This is a genomic window from Bdellovibrio sp. HCB290 (assembly GCF_047305925.1).
GTDB lineage: Bacteria > Bdellovibrionota > Bdellovibrionia > Bdellovibrionales > Bdellovibrionaceae > Bdellovibrio.
Genome location: NZ_CP178620.1, coordinates 1,520,935 through 1,539,471 on the forward strand (window position 1 = coordinate 1,520,935; position 18,537 = coordinate 1,539,471).

Genomic DNA, 18,537 nt, shown 5'->3' on the forward strand with positions numbered 1-18,537 from the left:
AGATGAGAAGACTTGGTAAAATGACTCTTGTTGTAGCAGCAGGTTTGTCGGCAATGGCGCTGACAAGCTGTGGCCCTCGCGGCAACAAACCAAACGTTGAGATCATTCAGGATATGATGGTGACTCCGGCGGTTAAAGCGCAATCCTACGATGAGGGTGCTCCTCATCACAGCGGTATGCGTGTACCTCCTGAAGGAACAGTTCCACAAGGTTTCGAACCATACCGTTATGCGACTGATTTGGAAGGGGCTATCAAGAACCTGAAAAATCCATTGGCTGGCAAAATGGATGAAGAGACTTTGTTGGTAGGTCAAAAGTATTACGAAACGAACTGTGCAGTTTGCCACGGTTATAAAGGTGAAGGCGGCGAGGCTGCGAAGTCTGTTGTTTCATCAAAAATGGCTTTGAAGCCACCTCCAATGTTGAGCGATAAAGTGAAAGGCTGGCCAGATGCTCACCTGTACCACGTGATTACTGTGGGACAAGGTGTGATGGGTCCTTATGCTTCTCACATTCCGCAAAAGTATCGTTGGCAGGTTGTTAACTACATTCGCTTCCTTGAGAAGCGTGATGGAAAATAGGATTACGTATGGGTGAACATAAACACGTAGATCTACATTTGGGTAAATTCGAAGCGCCACAAAAGCTTAAAACTTTGAGCTTTGTATTGATGGCGATCGGTCTGATCACTTTCGCAGTGGGCTTGCTTAAAAACCAGGACCGCTTGTGGACTTCATACCTGGTTGCATTCTTTTTCTTCTCTTGCATGGGCTTGAGCGGATTGTTCTGGATCGCAATCAACAACACAGCAAAAGCAGGTTGGTCTGTATCCATCCGTCGTTTTGCTGAAGCAACGACTTCTTTCATTCCGTACATTTTGGTGTTCGGTTTGATCTTGTTGTTCGGTTTCAAAAATCTTTTCATCTGGGCAGATCCAAAAGTGATCGCGGAAAGCCCTGTGATCAAAGCCAAGACAGCTTACCTGAATCCGACATTCTTCGTGATTCGTTTGTTGATCTTCGTTGTGGGTTGCATGATTTTCAAATGGGTGATGGTTGGAAACTCCATTAAGCAAGACCAGTCTGGCGACGAAAAACTGACTCACAAAAACGTGGGCCCGGCTGTCGGCTTCCTGTGCTTCTTTGCATTGGCGTTCTCTTTCTTCTCTGTGGATTTGTTGATGTCTTTGTTGCCAACTTGGTACTCAACGATCTTCGGGATCTACTGCTTCTCTGGTATGTTCCAGGCGGGTATGGCATTCCTTGCGATCGTGATCGTCTTCATGAGACGTTCTGGTTGGGTTAAAGGTTATGTGACCGTTGAGCATCAGCACGACGTTGTGAAGTACCTTAAAGGTTTCTCAATCTTCTGGGCTTACATTGCGTTCTCTCAGTTCATGCTTATGTGGTATGCGAATATCCCAGAGGAAACTGAATACTACATCATGAGAGCTTTGGATGGTTGGATGCCGATCTCTGTAGGTCTTTTGATCTTCCGTTTCGTGGTACCGTTCCTGGCTTTGCTTCCTCGTGATGCAAAAAGAAGCGATACGAACGTATTGTTGATCTCTACTCTGGTATTGGTAATGCAATACCTGGATATCTACTGGATGGTTTATCCAAACTTTAACCATGGTCACGTAGTGTTCGGCTTCTGGGAAATCGGTATTTTCGCTGGTTTCGCTGGTTTGTTCCTTCACTGCATTATGGGTTTCTGGTCTAAGCACAATCTGGTGCCAATCAAAGATCCTCGTATGCACGAGGCTTTGAGTCATCACGTAGCTTACTAGGTCCTGCCTTAACGCTGGACTCTTAACAAAAGCCACCCCAAGGGTGGCTTTTGTCGTTTCATGCATTATAGTATCTAAACCGTTTCTTTAAACGGTTCGTTGGTTAGGGAGTTTCATGAAGTATTTAGTCGGAGCTTTGATTGTTATCGCAGCCGTGGCAGCGTGCGATTGGAAGTATGATTCCTTGGAAGCAACCAAGGAAATAAAAGCGGCAAAAGCAGAGATGGCATTTTTGAATCATCTGCAGGAACCTCAATCCGCTACTGTGTATTCGTTGGACCCTGCTCAGAAGGGGACCGGAGCCACTGATTTTCATGGTTTTAAAATTTTGGGCGAGATCAAGTTGCAACCGGAAGACGTGACGGAAGCGGCTTTGGAGTTCAAGGACGCTGCTGAATCCTACAAAGAAGGTTTGGCCTTGCCGGGTTGTTTTAATCCTCGTTATGGAATTCGTGTCGTTAAGGGTGGCAAAACCTATGACTATGCCCTTAGCTACGAGTGTAATCACTTGCGTGGTTATGATGGCAGTAAGACCTATGATTTCGATGCAGCGGGGAATCCTCGAGTGTTGAAGGATCTGTTTAAGAATTCAAACATTCCTCAATCTGAAGCACCAGCGGCAACGCCAGCCTCGGTGACGACTCCGGAAGAATCCAAATAGCTAAGTATTCCTAAGCGGGTATTTGCATTTTTCCACTCTGAGAATCGCAGGGTTGCTCGATTCTGGTTCTGTCTGTTGAAATTTAAATAACAGAGGAATCAAAATGAAATCAATCAGGGCGTTTGTCAGAGTGTTGAGTTTGATATTTTTTCTGGGCTGTCTGCAGGCAAAGGGTTCTGATTCAGACAGCCGGCCAATTCGTGCCAATTATCAAAAGCTGCAGCTTTACGAGCAACTCACCAGAGGAACATTTTCTCTGCCCCTGCCATTGCCTGATGAACCTGGAGACGGGGCGCCAGCTCCAGAGCCCGCACCACCGCCAGCGCCACCAAAACCTCGTCCACCAGCCAAGCCCCCTTATTGTAATCCAAGGGATCCTGATACCGCCCGTTGCGTGCGTGCCGTATGTGATCAAATGCAAAGTTACGATTGCAGTACGGATAGCAAAATTAAAGACATTGCCTGTCAGTGTGACGGTGTAAACGGAGAGTGTGTAACGGCCGTATGCAACCAGATGGATCGATTTGATTGTGATGAAAAACGTGAACTCTTTAATGTCACGCGTATGTGTTATGACGTGAAAGACGCAAGCTGTATAAATCGGATTTGTTCTCAGTTAGGTCGCTTTGAATGCGATGACGTTAATGACATGAGACGAGTCACAGAATTATGCCGTTAAAAAAGTCGATTCTTTATGTGCTGGCTCTTATTTTAGTAAACGGCCAGTCGGCTGGGGCCGAGATTCAAAGTTCCAGCAACTTTGGATCTGACGTGAATGATTTTGAACATCACGAACCGCCGATGCTGGATCCTACTCAGAAAACGCCATTGGATTTTCAGCCTACCGCCGGCTCTGATGTAGAGGCGGACGAAGACACACTTTATAAACCTGAGCCGGGAGTCAAGGAGAAGAAGTCCAAGGGCGAATTGGTGCTCGCGCCGGTTCCCAATTACAACCCCTCTCAAGGTTGGGGTTTGGCATTGTTGGGTCAAAAGATTTTTCCCACGTCCAAAGGGGTGAAGCCTTCGATGGGGATTGGTGCTGTATTTGGAACTCAAAAGAAAAGTTACGGTGGAGTGCTTGGTTATGTTGGCCGGTTGAATGAGGATCGTCTGCGCCTAAATGTTTTCGGTGGGGCCGCCAGGATCAACTCTGACTTTTATGGAACGGGAAAAGATGCGGGGGTCCGGGATCAGTATGTCTTGATGGAGCAAGATGCTGCTTTCGGAAGTGCGCAGTTACTCCCTCAGTTGGCTGAAGGATTCTTTCTGGGGGTCACTTTGGGATACAGCAAAATGAAGACCTCCTTTGAGTTTGATCAACTGCCGCCGGAAGTTTCAAACAGAACCATTACCGATGAAAACTGGCTGCCAGGATTCAAAGGGCAGTACGACAGCCGTAATAACAGTTTTTATCCGACGACCGGGATCTATTCAAATTTCCAAGGGCAGTTCTTCGATAAGAACTTCGGTGGAGATCACACCTTTCAACGCTATAAAGTCAGTTATAATCAATACTTCACGGTTTTTTCTGAAGATGTGATTGCAGTTCGAGCTGCGACAGAGGCCAACATCGGGGACGTTCCGTTTTACAACATGGCAGTCTTCGGTCAGGGACAGGATATGCGGGGATACAAGGCTGGACAGTACCGGGATAATATTTTGTGGGCAGCACAATCAGAGTATCGTCATCGCTTTGCTGCTCATTGGGGGTATGTTGTTTTCGGCGGGTTCGGGGATGTTATCGGGAAAGTCTCAGAGTTTACTTTAACTGATCTTTTGTGGGCTGGTGGTGCCGGGATTCGCTATCGATTGGGACGGGAAAATCCCGTCGACTTCCGCGTGGATGTGGCCTACGGCGATGATTGGGTTGGTTATTTCTCGGTCAATCAGGCGTTCTAAAATAAAGCGCCCTTAGTGGGCGCTTGTGGTTAGGAGTTAAAGTTCAGCTTTAATAGCTGCGAGTGTTCGAGCTCGGTGTCGTATTTTGTTGCTGCGGCTGTTGTTGCTGTTGTTGCATAGCCCGGTCTGAAGACGAAGGCAGTCGGTTCGTAGTTGTCGGATCCGTTGTGGTTGATGGTCGACCTGTCGAAAGTGGAGCTTGTGAAGTTGTAGGGCTGCTACTTTGATTTGTCGGATTTTGAGTGTTTGTCGGTCCAGTCACAGTGGTTTGAGCTGGGGTTTGGCCGGTGGGGTTTTGGCCAGAACTTTGGCCAGTGCCAACTCCAGAGCTGCCAACCGCTGCCATTGCGCTGGAAGAAATGATCAGTATCCCGAGTGTAAGTAATGCTCTTTTCATGGGATCCTCCCTTGATTAAATCTATCTCTAGGATCGTTCCAAACGAATTGCATGGGGGAGCCAGAATCGTTCCCAGGGGAGACCTAGGGGCAAAATATTAGGTTTTTGTAGTGCAACTGCTGACGATTAACACAATGTGGCAAATCTGTTTTGAGCCCTGTGGAGACCGAGAACACTTGACCCTGTAAGCCCCGGGGATTACTAATAATGTGATGCAAAATATCGCACTTGAATCATCACTTATCTCTCTAAAAAATAGCTCGTTCACGAGCACGCAATCATAATGTCACAAATTACAATTATTCTGCCGGATAACTCGACGAAGGTTTTTGACCATGAACCGACAGCGCTGGAAGTGGCGCAGTCCATTGGCCCCCGTTTGGCTAAAGAAACTCTTGGTGCAAAACTAAATGGATCAACTGAAATTTCTGATCTTCGCACTGTTTTGAAAGATCAAACGAAGGTGGCTCTGGTCACCACAAAATCTCCGGAATCCGTTGAGGTTGTTCGTCACTCTTGCGCGCACATTATGGCTCAGGCGATTCAGGATATCTGGCCTGAAGTTAAAGTAACTATCGGTCCAGTGATCGACAATGGTTTCTACTATGACTTCGATTCTCCGTTTGCCTTCACTGAAGAGCACTTCGAAAAAATCGAAAAGAAAATGACCGAGATCGTTTCCAAAGATCTGGCAATTCACCGTGAAGACTGGCCAATCGCCAAAGCAATTGAAACATTCAAAGGAATGGGCGAGCGCTTCAAAGTTGAGTTGATCGAAGACCTTGCGAAAAAAGGCGAAACCAATGTTGGTATCTACTTCAATGGAACTAACTGGTTTGACCTTTGCCGTGGTCCTCACATCCAGTCTACTGGTCAAATCAAAGCATTCAAATTGTTGTCCGTAGCCGGTGCATACTGGAGAGGCGACGAAAAAAATGCCATGCTTCAACGTGTGTACGCGACAGCGTTCAACGATAAGAAAGATCTTGATCTTTACCTTCACAATATCGAGGAAGCGAAAAAACGCGACCATCGTAAATTGGGTAAAGAATTGGGCATGTTCTATTTCAACGAACTGGCTCCAGGTTCGCCGTTCTTCACTGGGAAGGGCGCAACGGTTTACAACTCTTTGCAAACTTACCTTCGTGAGTTGTATTTCGAAACGGGTTACCAGGAAGTGATCACGCCGCAAATTTTCGACGTGAACCTGTTCCATACTTCCGGCCACTATCAGAACTACAAAGAAAACATGTTCTTCACGAAAGTGGACGAGCGTGATTTCGCATCCAAACCCATGAACTGTCCTTCTCACTGTTTGCTTTATAACTCTGAGAAATATTCTTACCGTGATCTGCCAATCAAAATGGCGGACTTCGGTCGCTTGCATCGCTATGAAAAATCGGGTGCTATGCACGGTTTGACTCGTGTTCGTACGTTCTGTCAGGACGATGCGCACATCTTCTGCCGTATGGATCAGTTGCAGGCTGAAATCGCCAAGTTCATGAATTTGCTTAACCGCGTTTATGACAAACTAGGCATGAGCAATTACAAAATCTTCCTTTCCACTCGTCCGGACAACCGTATGGGCAGTGAGGAATACTGGGATATGGCAGAGGGTGCTTTGGCGGAAGCTTTGAAGTCCCTGAATTTGCCATTTGAACTGAATCCTGGTGATGGTGCGTTCTATGGTCCAAAACTGGACATCATGTTCGTGGATGCTTTGAATCGTCCTTGGCAGTTGGGTACACTTCAAGTGGATCCAAATCTTCCGCAGGCATTTGATTTGAAATACACGGGCGAAGACAACAAGGAACACCGTCCAGTGATGCTTCACCGTGCGATTCTGGGCTCTTTGGAGCGCTTTATCGGCGTTTATCTGGAGCACACTGCCGGTCACTTGCCACCGTGGATGATGCCAGTACAAGTGGCGATCCTGAACGTTACGGACCGTGTGAACACGTTCTGTGAAGAGTTGCAGAACTCTTTGAAAGAAAGCAAAGTTCGCGTCGAGTTTGATCGCCGTAACGAAAAATTGAATTATAAAATCCGTGAGGCCCAGCTTCAAAAAATTCCTTACATGATTATCGTAGGGGACAAAGAAGCGGAATCCAGAACGGTTTCATTGCGTTTGAGAGACGGTTCAGAACACAAAGGTCTGACTGTGGATCAGGTGATGAATTTGATTACAACTGATATTAGTAACAGAAGTTTGCAGAGCTCTCTTGCGAAGTCTGCAAGCACGAACTAGTTGCCACATTTAAGTGGCGCTGGATTTTAACTAAACCCCGGAGGTTTACCATTAGCAAGTTTTCAGGAAATTTTGGAGGCGGCGGTGGCGGTCGTTTTGATCGCAACAAGAAAGACTCTAAAGACTCTTTGAGAGTGAATCGTGAGATTCGTGCTCAACAAATCCGTGTTATCGACGATGAAGGTAACATGTTGGGCGTTATGACTGTTCCAGAGGCGTTACGTATTGCTGAAGATCGCGGCCTCGATCTTCTTGAGATTGCTCCAACTGCAACTCCTCCCACTTGTAAAATCATGGATTACGGCAAGTGGAAGTACGAGAAAAAGAAACAAGCAACGGCTGCTCGTAAAAAGCAAACTGTTGTGACGATCAAAGAGGTGCAAATGCGCCCTCGTACGGATCAGCATGACTTTGAAACCAAAATGAATCACGCTCGTCGCTTCCTTCTTGAAGGTGACAAAGTGAAAGTTTCATTGCGTTTCATGGGTCGTGAGTTGGCCCATCAGGAAGTTGGTATGGATGTGATCAAAAAAGCGATCGCGTTCGTTGACGACCTTGCCATGGTTGAATCCCAGCCCAAAATGGAAGGTAAGCAAATGTTCCTGATGCTGGCACCGGATCCTTTGAAAATCAAAGAATACGAAAAAGCCCATCCGAACAAGTCTAAACAAGACTCCAAACAGCTTGATGAGCTGAAAGAAGTCGAAGAAGACGACGAAGATTAAAAAAAAAGGCTGCCCCAAGGCAGCCTTTTTTTTCTAGAGTTATATTGTTAAAACTAATATCCATCCTTCTTGCGCTGCAGAACCGTTCGGTTTTTCAGCGCGTCGAAATGATCTATAGTTATCGCGACATACAAAGGCCTTTGGATTCTGGCCCCCACGTTCGGTAGTCAGAGATTTGTGCTGAAAGTACCGTGCGCAGACTGCTGTCGATAATCTCCATTTCAACTTCGGTCACCGTTGTGAATTCTGTTTTTTGCACATCACGGATTCCCGGTTCAGAGATCGTGATCGTTTCGCAAACTTCACCACGGTAGCGGCGTCTGTTGGTTTCCTTGTCGTACTCGTAGTCATCACGGCAGCGGCGAACTGTTTTATCTATGCTGCAGCTTTCAGTGTATTCTTTGTCTTCACCCATCGAGTGTCTGGTGTCGGTAATTCTGAATTTGATTCCTAAGCCTTGTCCTGAAGAATTTTGCAGAATTTGTAGCTTGTTAAGATCCGTGATCTCTTTGATGTTTTCAACAGAGCCCAGAATTTTGAACGGAATTTCCTTGTTGCGGGCCTTTAGAATCAGGAAGTTCCCTTTTTTCTTATCCAGGGAAAATGTGATCGTAGGTGCCAGTTCCTGCTGATATTTTTGAAAGCTGACTTTGGATCCGTCCTTTGCAGTCACTTGAAAGGATTGTTCAACTTCAACTTCGTGCAGGATTTCAGAATCTATATATGGTCGTTTCGCCATCGCATTCGAATTTTGGCTGATAAAAATCGTAACGAGTCCTAAAGCAATTAGTAACGGTGATTTCATAGTTAATGCCCCTCCCCAGTGGCATGTGGGGCAATTAGTGCCCCAATTGAAATGCCCAACGGCGAAGTGGGGCATTGCAATCACTTTGCCAATTATGAAGGTGTCACCTTGATACTGTAAAACAAATACAATTAGTTCGGAACGAACCAGCAGCGGGGACGTGCACCGATTTGGTGAACAGGTTCATAGCAGGAACCCTGTTTGTAGTCAGTGTCACTCATGCGAGTGTTTTCATTCTGTGCGCACAACATTCCCTGAAAGTAAGTGTCCATACGGCATTGCGGGTGGGGATAACTTTCGTCAGCTTCAGTCAGCACATAAGTATCCGGAGTTCCATATTTGGGTTTCACCGGAATTCCACCAATAAATTGATGTAGCTGGGTCAATTGTTCGCCACCAACTGAAGCTCTTTGGCAGATCAGCTGGTCTCTTGGATTTGAAAACTGTTTTTGGCAGGCCGTTTTGGCTACCGGATCTACTTTTAGATTTTTAAGTGCGTTGGCGTTGTCTTCGTTAGCCAGATAGCGGCGCATACATTTTAAAGTCGCAAAGTAGTCAGCAGCACCTTCAGTTCCGCCCCAAGACTCGCGCCCTGAATATTTGGGCCCACCGCCCAAGTGATGACCTATCTCGTGACAAACTGCCAGAGCAAAACCCTCGACTCCAATGGAGCGAAAGCGGGCGATGCCTCCGTAAATGTTTATTGTGCGATTTGTTCCTGACTTGTTCGCGTAGGCGTTAACAGTTCCATCGTCCCAGTAGCGGTTAACGGTGAGGGTGTCGCCCAGGGATTCAATTTCGGGTCTGTAGATAGATTCAATGCGATCCAGGATTTGATTGAATTGTGCTTTGTTGATTCCACCTGCTGCAAATACATTGGCTGGGATGTTCAAATCATTTTCCGGTACCAGGCCTGCGCAGACATGTTCTGAGTGTTCAAGATGGCGGTTTACATTCGCCGCCATCGCTGCAGAAACGGTGAGAATAGAAGCGACAAATCCGCTAAATATTGAGCGCTTAAGCATTTTGAGGCTCCTGGATTGAAATTCGTTCGAAAGGCAGACTGCGAGGATCGTTCCAGCCTCAGATTGAACCAATTCTCTATAGAAATCGATGGGTTGGGCAGGTCTTAAGCAACCATGTAAATAGTTCCAAACAAATAGGTAACAGTTCCCTTTTTGTACTGCTGTGCGGAACCGATATCGGTTTCTCGGTGTGTCGTTAGGTTCGTTTATATTTGTTGTTCTGAAGTTCAATCAACCCGGCAGCGCTCATTTCTGTGATAAGCAAACCGGGATCGGGATAGATTTCATTCAGTAGGCTTTTAAGATCCGCGAGTGAATAGGTTTTATTGCTCGCAAGATTTTCTGATACTCGGGCCAAAACCCATTCGCGTTTCATTTTTTGCGAGGGGATTTTGGTCAGCTTTCCGTACTTGAAAAACGACTTCAGAACCTTTTCTTTGTATTGTTCTTCGACTTTGTCCTGCTCTTTGAGCTTAACTCCAGCTCCCAGCACCAAATTCTTAAGGCTCACTTCCGCAAAGTCAGGTACCGCAAAATAGATAGTATAATACTGATCCTTCTTGCTGGAAACGAGTCCCGCCTCGACCAACTTTTTAAGGTGAAAAGAAACCGTCGAAGGAGCGAGCTTCAAACGCTCGGAGATCACTTCGATATAGGCGTCTCTTTCCAAAAGAAGACGGAAGATATTAAGACGAGACTCATCTGATAGGGCTTTAAGAATAGTCAGACTTTGCATTAGTGAGTGCGAGCTCCATGAAGACTGCGACGAACGTGATCCAGGAAGGCAATTTGAATTTTGCCAACTTCAACTTCATTCGTGACATCGTGTTTGAAGCTATTCACAAGTTTCTGAGTGAAATCCAATTCCATTTTCTCAAGCAAATTCTGCAAGGCAAAATACGCGCGATCTTCCTGTGGGCAATCCTCTATCTCTGTCAGAGCAGGGAAGTTGATTCCATTTGTCACAGCGTCAACGTACTTATCAGCCATTGTCAGATAAATATTCGAAAGCGAATCGATAATTTTGCCCTCTACCGCGGAATCCAATTTTCCGCGAGAGAAAGACTTCATGTCATTCTGAACTTTTTTGATGCGTTCTTTAAAAACATCCTTATTAAACATAATAACCTCTTTTGTGATTCGATAGATATCGAAACAAAAAGAGGCTGTCAATAGGTATGATTCGATGCGTATCGAATTGGTTTCACCAAAGACTGTCTTGCGGGCGCTGACCTTTCAGGGCCTGTTCGATGTTTTCCAGGGCGCGATATCCCATGGCATCGCGGGTTTCTTGAGTCGCGCTTCCCATGTGGGGAGTTAAGAAAACATTGTGAAACTCTTTAAGGCGCAGATTGTAATCGGGTTCGTTCTCGAAAACATCCAAGCCCGCGGCGAAGAGTTTCTTGGACTGCAATGCGCGGATCAATGCCTCTTCATCAACCAAGCTCCCACGAGCCACATTGATGAAGACGGCATTGTCAGGCAAAAGCGCAAAGGCACCGTCATGCATAATGTGTTTTGTGGCAGCAGTGCCAGGCGCATTTAGGGAAAGAATCTGGCAGTGCGGAAGCATAGCATTCAAATCAGAAAAATAAGTCGCACCCTTTTCCAGTTCCGGCGGCAAGCGCTTGCGGTTGCAATAAACAATCTTCATTCCAAATCCACGGGCACGGTCCGCCACAGCCTGACCAATACGACCCATGCCATAAATACCTAAAGTTTTCCCGCTGACTTTGATTCCCAGCATTTCGGATTGGCTAAAAGTTCTTCTCCAGCCGGATTCCATGATCTGCAGATACTCGCGACCACGGCGGCAGGCATTTATTAAAAGCAACATCGCTAGATCCGCCGTACATTCTGTCAGGACATCGGGAGTGTTGGTAAGAAAAATTCCACGGGCTTTCGCCGCTTCGATATCCAGATGATCAAAACCCACACTGCTGGTGGCGATGATCTTCACCGAGTCTGGAAGCTGCGCAAGAGCTTCATTGCTCATTCGTTGTTTTGGAACAACCACGATGCCGCGAGCTTTTCGCTCGTGTGCCAGAGTGATAATTTCATCAATTGTTAATTCACGATCCGCTATAAAAGCGTCGAAGCGTTCTGTTGCGAGCTTCGCAACGTTTTCAGGAGCACGATAAGGTAAAAGGATGGAAGCTCTCATGTCCGACATTTTGATCCTATGTGTTTTCTGTCGCAAGAAATTTTAGGCTTTTCTTGAAAAACAAAGTGTGGGACTATTAATTCATCTGGCGCTTGATGTTCATCGCGCTCGTTTGGGATATTAAAGTCTCCCTCTGTGAAATCTACAGCAACGACTTGCATAAAATTAAACGAAGGAACCGTAAGGTTTCTAAGAGGTTGAGTTATGACAACTACAACGGCTTGGATTGTTTTGGTTATTGCAGGAATTTTGGAATTTATTTGGGCATCGGGCCTGAAATATTCCGAAGGGTTTACTAAATTGGTTCCGTCCATTTTCACGCTGGTGACAATGGGGATCAGTTTTTATCTTTTGTCGTTATCTATGCGAGTCCTCCCAGTCGGGGTTTCCTATACCGTATGGACGGGGATTGGTGCTGTCGGTGCCGTTGTGATGGGTACTTTGATATTCAAAGAACCTTTGTCTTTGATGAAGTTGTTCTTTCTGGGGATGATTATCGCCGGCATTCTTGGGCTTAAGTTCGTAGAGTAGTTCTTTTTAAGCAAAATTATTGGAAAATAGAGGGCAGTCACGTCATCCTTAAGGAATGCGTTTGTCTTCTATTTTTCTATTAACGGCCTTTTTTATTGCTGTCGCTTACTCTGGAGCCATCCCCGCAAAAGGACGAGGTCTAGCCAGCGTGGGTCTTTCCACGCCTGCGTGCTTGTTCGCGAAAAATATGGAAGTCCACGGCCATCGTGGAATGAACGGTTACCCTGATAACACGATGATGTCGTTTAAGGCCGCCTATGACGCCGGTGTGGACGTTGTCGAGTTGGATCTGCAAGTGACCAAGGACAATCACATTCTGACGGCTCACGACGCTGTTCCGAATGTGGGAGTAGAGCGCTGTGGTCTAAATGGAAAGTCGTTGCTAAAAACTTCACTCCGCGAATTGGACTATTCTGTAGCAAGGCAAATTCAGTGCGGTATCAAAGGCTTTGATGAAAAAACTTTAGCTCCGATGCCAGAATTAAAGGAAGTCTTTGCGACGTTCAAAGACCGCAAAACAGCGACCGGTAAACCGGTACGCTTAAATATCGAAATCAAATTCTTCCAGGATCAGTTGCAATACTATCCGGCCATGAATGATTACTTGGATTTGATTCTAAAAGACATCCGCGAAAGCGGTTGGTCCAATGATCGCTTCTTTGTTCAGTCCTTTAATCACGAAATTTTAAAAGCCCTGAAAGCCAAAGCCCCAGATATCGAAGTGGTCCCCTTGGTGGGTGACGCGCGTAATGCTTTGAAAGCGGCTATGGATTTAGGAGCTAAAACCGTAACTCCAGGTTTCTGGCAGGTAAATCCCGCGCTCATCTATGAGTTGCATAAGCAAAATATCAAAGCCATCGTCTGGACACCCAATCAACCTGTCGAAATTATGCAGGTGATCGAATCCGGTGCTGACGGCATCATCACGGACTATCCAGAAGTCTTCTATAAAATCCGGGATGAACTCTGTACGCTCTAAGCAATCACAACTTCATCGTTCCGCGCTCATTGAAGCTTTGATGCCATGAAAAGGCACGCTCAATGATGTGCGGAGTATGGCCACCGCGAGCGAGGGCTTCTTTGTAGTAAGCCTTTAGTTGATCGCGGAATTCAGGATGGCAGCAGTTCTCAATCACAAGCAATGCTCGTTCACGAGGAGCGAGGCCCCGCAAATCTGCCAAGCCCTGATCCGTCACCAAAATATCCACGTCATGTTCATTGCTATCCACGTGAGTGACCATCGGAACCACATGGGAAATTGAATTGTTCTTAGAGGCCGACTGAGTCACGAAAATACTTAAATAAGAATTACGCGCAAAATCCCCGGAGCCGCCAATGCCATTCATCATTTTTGTGCCACCGATATGCGTGCTGTTCACGTTGCCATAAAGATCGAACTCGATGGCGGTGTTAATGGCAATCACTCCCAAGCGGCGAATGACTTCCGGGGAGTTGCTGATTTTTTCCGGTCGCAATAGAATCTTGCCGCGGTATTTGTCCAGATCCGCAAAGAACTTCTCGTAGCACTGAGCCGTTACCGCAAATGAACTGGCCGAGGCAAATTGCATTTTTCCCGAATCAATAAGATCGAAAGTGCTGTCTTGTAAAACTTCGGAATACATCTGCAGGTTTTCAAAGTTTCCTTTTTGGAAGCCACCAAAGACAGCGTTCGCAATATTGCCGATCCCGGTTTGTAGGGGAGGCAGCTGCGAAGTCAGTCGTCCTTTTTTAACTTCCTGATTGAAAAACTCCATTAGATGATCCGAAATCGCCTGGGTTTTATCATCAACGGCACTTAGCTCTGCAGGGCTGTCCTTGATCGCGGAAACCACAATGCCAACAATTTTGTCTGGATCGATTGGCATGACTTCCGTGCCGATGCGAGAGCTCGGTTCCACCACCGGAATGATCTGGCGATAGGGGGAAAGACCCGTCGCAAAGATATCGTGGAAACCGCGGATTTCCAGAGGAATCGTGGTGTTCACTTCCAGGATGATTTGTTTGGCGTGACGGGCATAGGTCAGATTGTTGCCGATAGACGTTGTTGGCAAAACAGAACCATCACTATAGATCGCCGCCACTTCAATGACGGCTATATCAATCGCGGGCAAGAATCCATAGGCCAGAAGCTCGGCCGTTTCGCCCAAATGCTGATCCATAAACATGACTTCGCCGGAATTAATTTTCTTTCTTAAGATTGGATCTGCCTGAAAAGGCATGCGACGTGCAATAACACCGGCTTCGGCCAGTCGGCCATCCAGATTGTGTCCCAGCGAAGCACCAGTCATCAGATTGATTTTCAAGGGATGACTTTTTGCCCGTTCTGCCAGTGCCATCAAAGTGGCTTTGGCATCACCGGCCTTGGTGAATCCACTGGCGCCCACGACCATGCCGTCTTTGATAAGTGCTGCCGCTTGGTCAGCAGAGATGATTTTCTTACGGAACTTTTCGGCGATGCGATCGTGGTGCATAATTTCCCCTGGCTATTTACGCCAATGTGCTGTCAGCCACTTCCATACTTCAGGTCTGCGTTCACCGATATCGAAGTGATTACCATCAAACTCGACATAGTCCCGTGCCACACCATTTTCACTTAGTAGAGTAGATATCTGTCTGGCCCCATACTGCAAATGAAAGTTGTCCTTGGTGCCAACATCCAGATAAATTCCTTTCAGGCTGCGAAGGGCATCCAGGCGTTTTGGCAAAAAGTGGATAGGATCTTTTTCAAGCCACATCTGCCAAACTTCAACATTTTTGTGTCCAGTACGCGGATCCAGTGGAAAATGAAAATCACCTGAGGAACCTTTCGGCGAATAACACGCTGACATTCCAAAAGCGTTCAGCAATGAATGCCAATTGCGAAACTTGGTAAGCTTCCCGTTGCGCAATTCTTCCAGCACTCGCAATCCTGACTGACCATATTTTTCCCAGACAGGAAGTGCTTGATAAAGATCATTCATACTGCTGGCATCAAAAAAAGAATCCGGTGCGATGGCGGCACACAATCCAAAAGTCTCTGGATATTTGCTGGCCAGTTGCAAAGCTCCATAACCACCACTCGAACCACCCATCACACACCAGTCTTCAGGATTCTTAGAAACCGGGTAGTGGGAAAGTGCCGGCACGATTTCTGTCATGATGTAGTCTTCATAATTACCGACAGCCGAAGAATTTAAAAACTGCGAACCACCCCAAGTGCTAAGCGCATCAACAAAAATGTACAGGGCTTCAGGTGCCTCTCCACGAGTGCAAGCCTGGTCGATGACCTGAATGGTGTTTTGCTCATTGAATTTGGGATTGAAGTAAAAAGGTGCATTACCGCTGAAGCCGCCCAAGACCATCACAACGGGCCAAGGTCCGTCAGCCTTTGGCAAAAGCAGGGGATTAAAGCGCACCGAAGAATCACGAAGTGGATTTTCTTTTAAGCACTGACTCTGAATTCGCAAAGTCTCAATGTGAAAGTTGTGAACTTCATACGCACGGAAATTTGTTAGAGTTTCGAAATGTTTCATATTGAGAATGGTAGCAGGTCTAAGAAGTGGATTCCTAGTCAAATGCAGAGCCCCAAAAAGTTCGACAAAAAGCAGAGAAGTCCCACTGTGGGAAGGCATCGTCATGATGTGGGAATTAAGCCAAAAAACACCTGATTTCCCTTACAAATCCGCCTGAACTTGCCGAAAATATAAGGGAGTGGGAGCTCTAATGAGATATCAGCTTTTCGGCCTCCTTTTAGGGGCCATTTATTTTTGTACGTCGCTGCCAGCAAGCGCCGCCTTGGGTGACCAGCTTGTCACGACTTCATCTTCCTCTGGTGGAAGATCCGCGCAAACCAAGACAACTACTTCGGTAGATGCTACCTACACGGTAACGGAATCAGAAACTGCAGGCATTAAGATTCGTCAGTTCGTAAACTCCCAAGGCCGAGTATTCGCCATCACCTGGAAAGGTACGGACTTGCCCCCGTTGGAAGAATTGCTTGGCACCCATTTGCCAGAGTACAGGGACAAGATTGCAGCCCGCGGTCGCATCTTTGGGCGAAAAACTTTGAAAATTAAAACAGAAAACATCGTAGTTGAAGGTTCCAGTCGTCAGACGGATCAGCGAGGGCGCGCATATATTCCGGCAATCTTGCCAGAGGGCTTTGATTTGAAGGACATAAGCTTTAATGAATAATTTCAAAGCATTCCTTATTTTTTTGGGCGGACTTGTCGTGAGCATGAACCAGATTGGGTGTTCAGCCGGCGGCAGCGAATCACGGAAGCTTGCAGCCTCTGTTCATTTTCCAACGACCCTTACTGGGAATAACGTTATCCCACTTTCCGTTGGTGCCTGTGGTGTGCACGGATATGAAAATGAACCTTGTATCAGCGTTACAATCTGTAGACCTACGACAACCCAGTGCCAGACGATTGATAATATCCTGGTAGATACTGGAAGCTATGGTCTAAAAATTTTTAAATCGCTTATCTCCATTCCTTTGGATCAGGTGCCATCACCAAATTTGTCGAATCGTGGCTTAGCGAACTGTACAAGATATCTCGACGGATCAGGGCATTGGGGGCAGGTTGTAAAGGCTGATGTGCAGTTGGGGAGTATTAAAACTGTCACGGGAGGAATTTCGATCGTCACTCTGGATTCCTCTTATTCAGACTATACCCAGTGTGCAAGTAACCCCGATTCAGGACCTGATGTTGCCGGCTTTAACGGAATCATCGGGGTTGGGTCTTTTGTGGAGGATTGCAGCGTTGGTTTTGGGGTTGTTGGTCAGAACGGATGTGAGAGTGGTATTCCCGCCACGTTGCCAAACAAGTATTGGGAATGTAGCAGCAATCCTAAAGATTGTGACGAAGTTGCTGTGCCTGCCGCAGATCAAATTGTAAATCCTGTCGCGAAACTTCAAACGCACAACAATGGCCTTGTGATGAAGTTGCCTAGCGTGCCTCTTTCCGGTGCGGGTGCCGCTTATGGTTATTTGATTTTGGGGATTGGAACTGATGCAAACAACTCAGGAGCAGGGTTGACCGTCTTCAATCAAAAACACGATGCAACCTTCGTTACTCACTACAACGGAGTTGATTACAACTACTCGTTTATTGATAGTGGGACCAATTTTAATGGATTCCCACAAGTGAGTAATTATCCAGTATTGTGCTCGGGAGATTCAGGATTCTATTGTCCAGTATCCTTGGTTAATATTTCGGCGACAATGAAGTCGGGAAATGGTTCTTCTGCGGTGATTTCTTTTGAAGTGGGTAATATGGTCACATTGGCCTCAGCGGACCCATACAGCATGGTATATCGTAACATCGCCTTTGATTCATCGGATCTTAATGGAGACCCATTTGACTGGGGGCTACCGTTTTTCTTGGGGCGCTCGGTTTATGTGGGTATTTATAATCGACCGGCAACTATTAACGGGACTTCGGTTACAGGACCCTTCTGGGCCTTCTAAGTGCCTAAAATCATTTAAATATCCGAAGGACGCCTTGGCGTCCTTTTTTCGTTTTACAGGCCTGTTAAAATGCTTGCATTTCCACAGTATTCGACCTAAAACCATGAGTCCGTATTTATGACTGACTAAGGCACAACTAAGAGTCCACCCCAACGGGAGGAACGCCTTATCGGAGACAAGGGAATACTATGAAAATGCGCACTCACTCAGGCGCTAAGAAACGCATGAAGCTTACAGCTTCAGGCAAAGTTAAGAAAAAAAGCACTCGCATGCGTCACTTGAACTCTCACATGAGCTCAAAAACAAAAAGACAACTTGGTAAAACATCTTACGTAGAAGACGCGAACTTGCTTCAAGCACGTCGCTGCCTAGTATTCTAATTGGTTTTTTAGTTTAAATTAAATTTTCTCTCTTAAGCCGTAAAATTAAGGCAGTAGAGACTCTAACAGAGGTTCAAAATGGCTCGTGTAAAATCTGGTAAAACAAATCGTGCTCGTCACAAAAAAGTTCTTAAAAGAGCAAAAGGTTACTACAGCGCTGGTTCTCGCGCATACATCCACGCGGTAGAAAAAAATGACCGTGGTATGGCTTTCGCTTACCGCGATCGCAAAGCTAAAAAACGTAACTTCCGCACTTTGTGGAATCAACGTATCAATGCAGCTGCTCGCTTGAACGGTACTACGTACTCTCGTTTGATCGGTGGCTTGATTAAAGCTGGCATCCAAGTTGACCGTAAAGTTATGGCTAACTTGGCGATTACTGATGCAGCTGGTTTCGCAGCACTTTGCAAACACGCTTTGAAATAGGCGCTTTGGCTTAGGGCCCCGGGAGTACCGGC

General features: G+C 46.4%; 21 protein-coding genes. 13 read left to right on the forward strand and 8 right to left on the reverse strand.

From position 1 onward, the window contains the following. Positions 1 to 2 precede the first annotated feature (2 nt). From ACLVWU_RS07485 to ACLVWU_RS07505, 5 genes are all read left to right on the forward strand, one after another. A complete protein-coding gene (locus tag ACLVWU_RS07485) occupies positions 3 to 581 on the forward strand; it encodes a c-type cytochrome (RefSeq protein WP_413578367.1) in 579 nt (192 codons plus the stop codon). An 8-nt stretch (positions 582 to 589) separates the two neighbouring features. Then, positions 590 to 1,789, forward strand: a complete 1,200-nt coding sequence (locus ACLVWU_RS07490) for a molybdopterin oxidoreductase (RefSeq protein ID WP_413578368.1) — start codon at positions 590 to 592, stop codon at positions 1,787 to 1,789. A 115-nt stretch (positions 1,790 to 1,904) separates the two neighbouring features. Next, positions 1,905 to 2,450, forward strand: coding sequence for a hypothetical protein (locus ACLVWU_RS07495; protein ID WP_413578369.1), 546 nt, complete (start codon positions 1,905 to 1,907; stop codon positions 2,448 to 2,450). Between the two features lie 103 nt (positions 2,451 to 2,553). Beyond that, positions 2,554 to 3,129, forward strand: coding sequence for a hypothetical protein (locus ACLVWU_RS07500; RefSeq protein WP_413578370.1), 576 nt, complete (start codon positions 2,554 to 2,556; stop codon positions 3,127 to 3,129). Next, the gene (locus ACLVWU_RS07505; protein WP_413578371.1) at positions 3,120 to 4,352 is read left to right on the forward strand and encodes a BamA/TamA family outer membrane protein; all 1,233 of its coding nucleotides are present in this window, start codon (positions 3,120 to 3,122) and stop codon (positions 4,350 to 4,352) included. Before ACLVWU_RS07500 ends, ACLVWU_RS07505 begins: the two co-directional genes overlap by 10 nt. Positions 4,353 to 4,401: 49 nt before the next feature. On the opposite strand, the gene ACLVWU_RS07510 is transcribed toward ACLVWU_RS07505, so the two are convergent. Then, the gene (locus ACLVWU_RS07510) at positions 4,402 to 4,749 is read right to left on the reverse strand and encodes a hypothetical protein (protein ID WP_413578372.1); all 348 of its coding nucleotides are present in this window, start codon (positions 4,747 to 4,749) and stop codon (positions 4,402 to 4,404) included. Between the two features lie 283 nt (positions 4,750 to 5,032). Between ACLVWU_RS07510 and thrS the strand changes: the two genes are divergently transcribed. After that, complete coding sequence (gene thrS / locus ACLVWU_RS07515) at positions 5,033 to 6,997, forward strand: threonine--tRNA ligase (RefSeq protein ID WP_413578373.1); 1,965 nt, start codon at positions 5,033 to 5,035, stop codon at positions 6,995 to 6,997. Positions 6,998 to 7,131: 134 nt separating this feature from the next. Continuing rightward, positions 7,132 to 7,722 (forward strand): translation initiation factor IF-3, encoded by a 591-nt coding sequence (gene infC / locus ACLVWU_RS07520; protein ID WP_413578374.1) that lies wholly within the window; start codon positions 7,132 to 7,134, stop codon positions 7,720 to 7,722. Positions 7,723 to 7,840: 118 nt separating this feature from the next. Here the strand turns inward: infC and ACLVWU_RS07525 are convergent, their stop codons facing one another. The 5 genes from ACLVWU_RS07525 to ACLVWU_RS07545 form a co-directional block, all read right to left on the reverse strand. Further along, positions 7,841 to 8,527 carry a hypothetical protein gene (locus tag ACLVWU_RS07525; RefSeq protein WP_413578375.1) on the reverse strand — a complete coding sequence of 229 codons (687 nt, stop codon included), beginning with the start codon at positions 8,525 to 8,527 and terminating at the stop codon, positions 7,841 to 7,843. Between the two features lie 131 nt (positions 8,528 to 8,658). Further along, entirely contained in the window at positions 8,659 to 9,552 is an 894-nt protein-coding gene (locus tag ACLVWU_RS07530; protein WP_413578376.1) for a hypothetical protein, read from the reverse strand. Between the two features lie 196 nt (positions 9,553 to 9,748). After that, positions 9,749 to 10,288, reverse strand: a complete 540-nt coding sequence (locus tag ACLVWU_RS07535) for a metalloregulator ArsR/SmtB family transcription factor (RefSeq protein ID WP_413578377.1) — start codon at positions 10,286 to 10,288, stop codon at positions 9,749 to 9,751. Next, a complete protein-coding gene (locus ACLVWU_RS07540) occupies positions 10,288 to 10,674 on the reverse strand; it encodes a hypothetical protein (RefSeq protein ID WP_413578378.1) in 387 nt (128 codons plus the stop codon). Before ACLVWU_RS07540 ends, ACLVWU_RS07535 begins: the two co-directional genes overlap by 1 nt. 82 nt (positions 10,675 to 10,756) lie before the next feature. Next, a complete protein-coding gene (locus ACLVWU_RS07545) occupies positions 10,757 to 11,716 on the reverse strand; it encodes a 2-hydroxyacid dehydrogenase (RefSeq protein ID WP_413578379.1) in 960 nt (319 codons plus the stop codon). A gap of 204 nt (positions 11,717 to 11,920) precedes the next feature. Between ACLVWU_RS07545 and ACLVWU_RS07550 the strand changes: the two genes are divergently transcribed. Next, positions 11,921 to 12,247 carry a DMT family transporter gene (locus ACLVWU_RS07550; protein WP_413578380.1) on the forward strand — a complete coding sequence of 109 codons (327 nt, stop codon included), beginning with the start codon at positions 11,921 to 11,923 and terminating at the stop codon, positions 12,245 to 12,247. 61 nt (positions 12,248 to 12,308) lie between these two features. Beyond that, positions 12,309 to 13,226: a glycerophosphodiester phosphodiesterase family protein gene (locus tag ACLVWU_RS07555; protein WP_413578381.1), complete on the forward strand. Its 918-nt coding sequence runs from the start codon at positions 12,309 to 12,311 to the stop codon at positions 13,224 to 13,226. Positions 13,227 to 13,230: 4 nt separating this feature from the next. Here ACLVWU_RS07555 and ACLVWU_RS07560 read toward each other — a convergent pair whose 3' ends face one another. Both ACLVWU_RS07560 and ACLVWU_RS07565 read right to left on the reverse strand, forming a co-directional pair. After that, positions 13,231 to 14,718, reverse strand: a complete 1,488-nt coding sequence (locus tag ACLVWU_RS07560; RefSeq protein WP_413578382.1) for an acetyl-CoA hydrolase/transferase family protein — start codon at positions 14,716 to 14,718, stop codon at positions 13,231 to 13,233. Positions 14,719 to 14,730: 12 nt separating this feature from the next. Further along, on the reverse strand, positions 14,731 to 15,759 hold the full coding sequence (locus ACLVWU_RS07565) for an alpha/beta hydrolase (RefSeq protein WP_413578383.1): 1,029 nt from the start codon (positions 15,757 to 15,759) through the stop codon (positions 14,731 to 14,733). A gap of 190 nt (positions 15,760 to 15,949) precedes the next feature. Here ACLVWU_RS07565 and ACLVWU_RS07570 point away from each other — a divergent pair, with 190 nt between their 5' ends. The 4 genes from ACLVWU_RS07570 (at position 15,950) to rplT (ending at position 18,505) form a co-directional block, all read left to right on the forward strand. Continuing rightward, positions 15,950 to 16,420, forward strand: coding sequence for a DUF2844 domain-containing protein (locus tag ACLVWU_RS07570; RefSeq protein ID WP_413578384.1), 471 nt, complete (start codon positions 15,950 to 15,952; stop codon positions 16,418 to 16,420). Continuing rightward, a complete protein-coding gene (locus ACLVWU_RS07575; protein WP_413578385.1) occupies positions 16,413 to 17,699 on the forward strand; it encodes a DUF3443 family protein in 1,287 nt (428 codons plus the stop codon). The genes ACLVWU_RS07570 and ACLVWU_RS07575 overlap by 8 nt, the downstream gene beginning before the upstream one ends. A gap of 188 nt (positions 17,700 to 17,887) precedes the next feature. Continuing rightward, positions 17,888 to 18,079, forward strand: coding sequence for a 50S ribosomal protein L35 (rpmI, locus tag ACLVWU_RS07580; RefSeq protein WP_413578386.1), 192 nt, complete (start codon positions 17,888 to 17,890; stop codon positions 18,077 to 18,079). A gap of 78 nt (positions 18,080 to 18,157) precedes the next feature. Next, a complete protein-coding gene (rplT, locus tag ACLVWU_RS07585) occupies positions 18,158 to 18,505 on the forward strand; it encodes a 50S ribosomal protein L20 (RefSeq protein WP_340599484.1) in 348 nt (115 codons plus the stop codon). Positions 18,506 to 18,537: the final 32 nt, after the last annotated feature.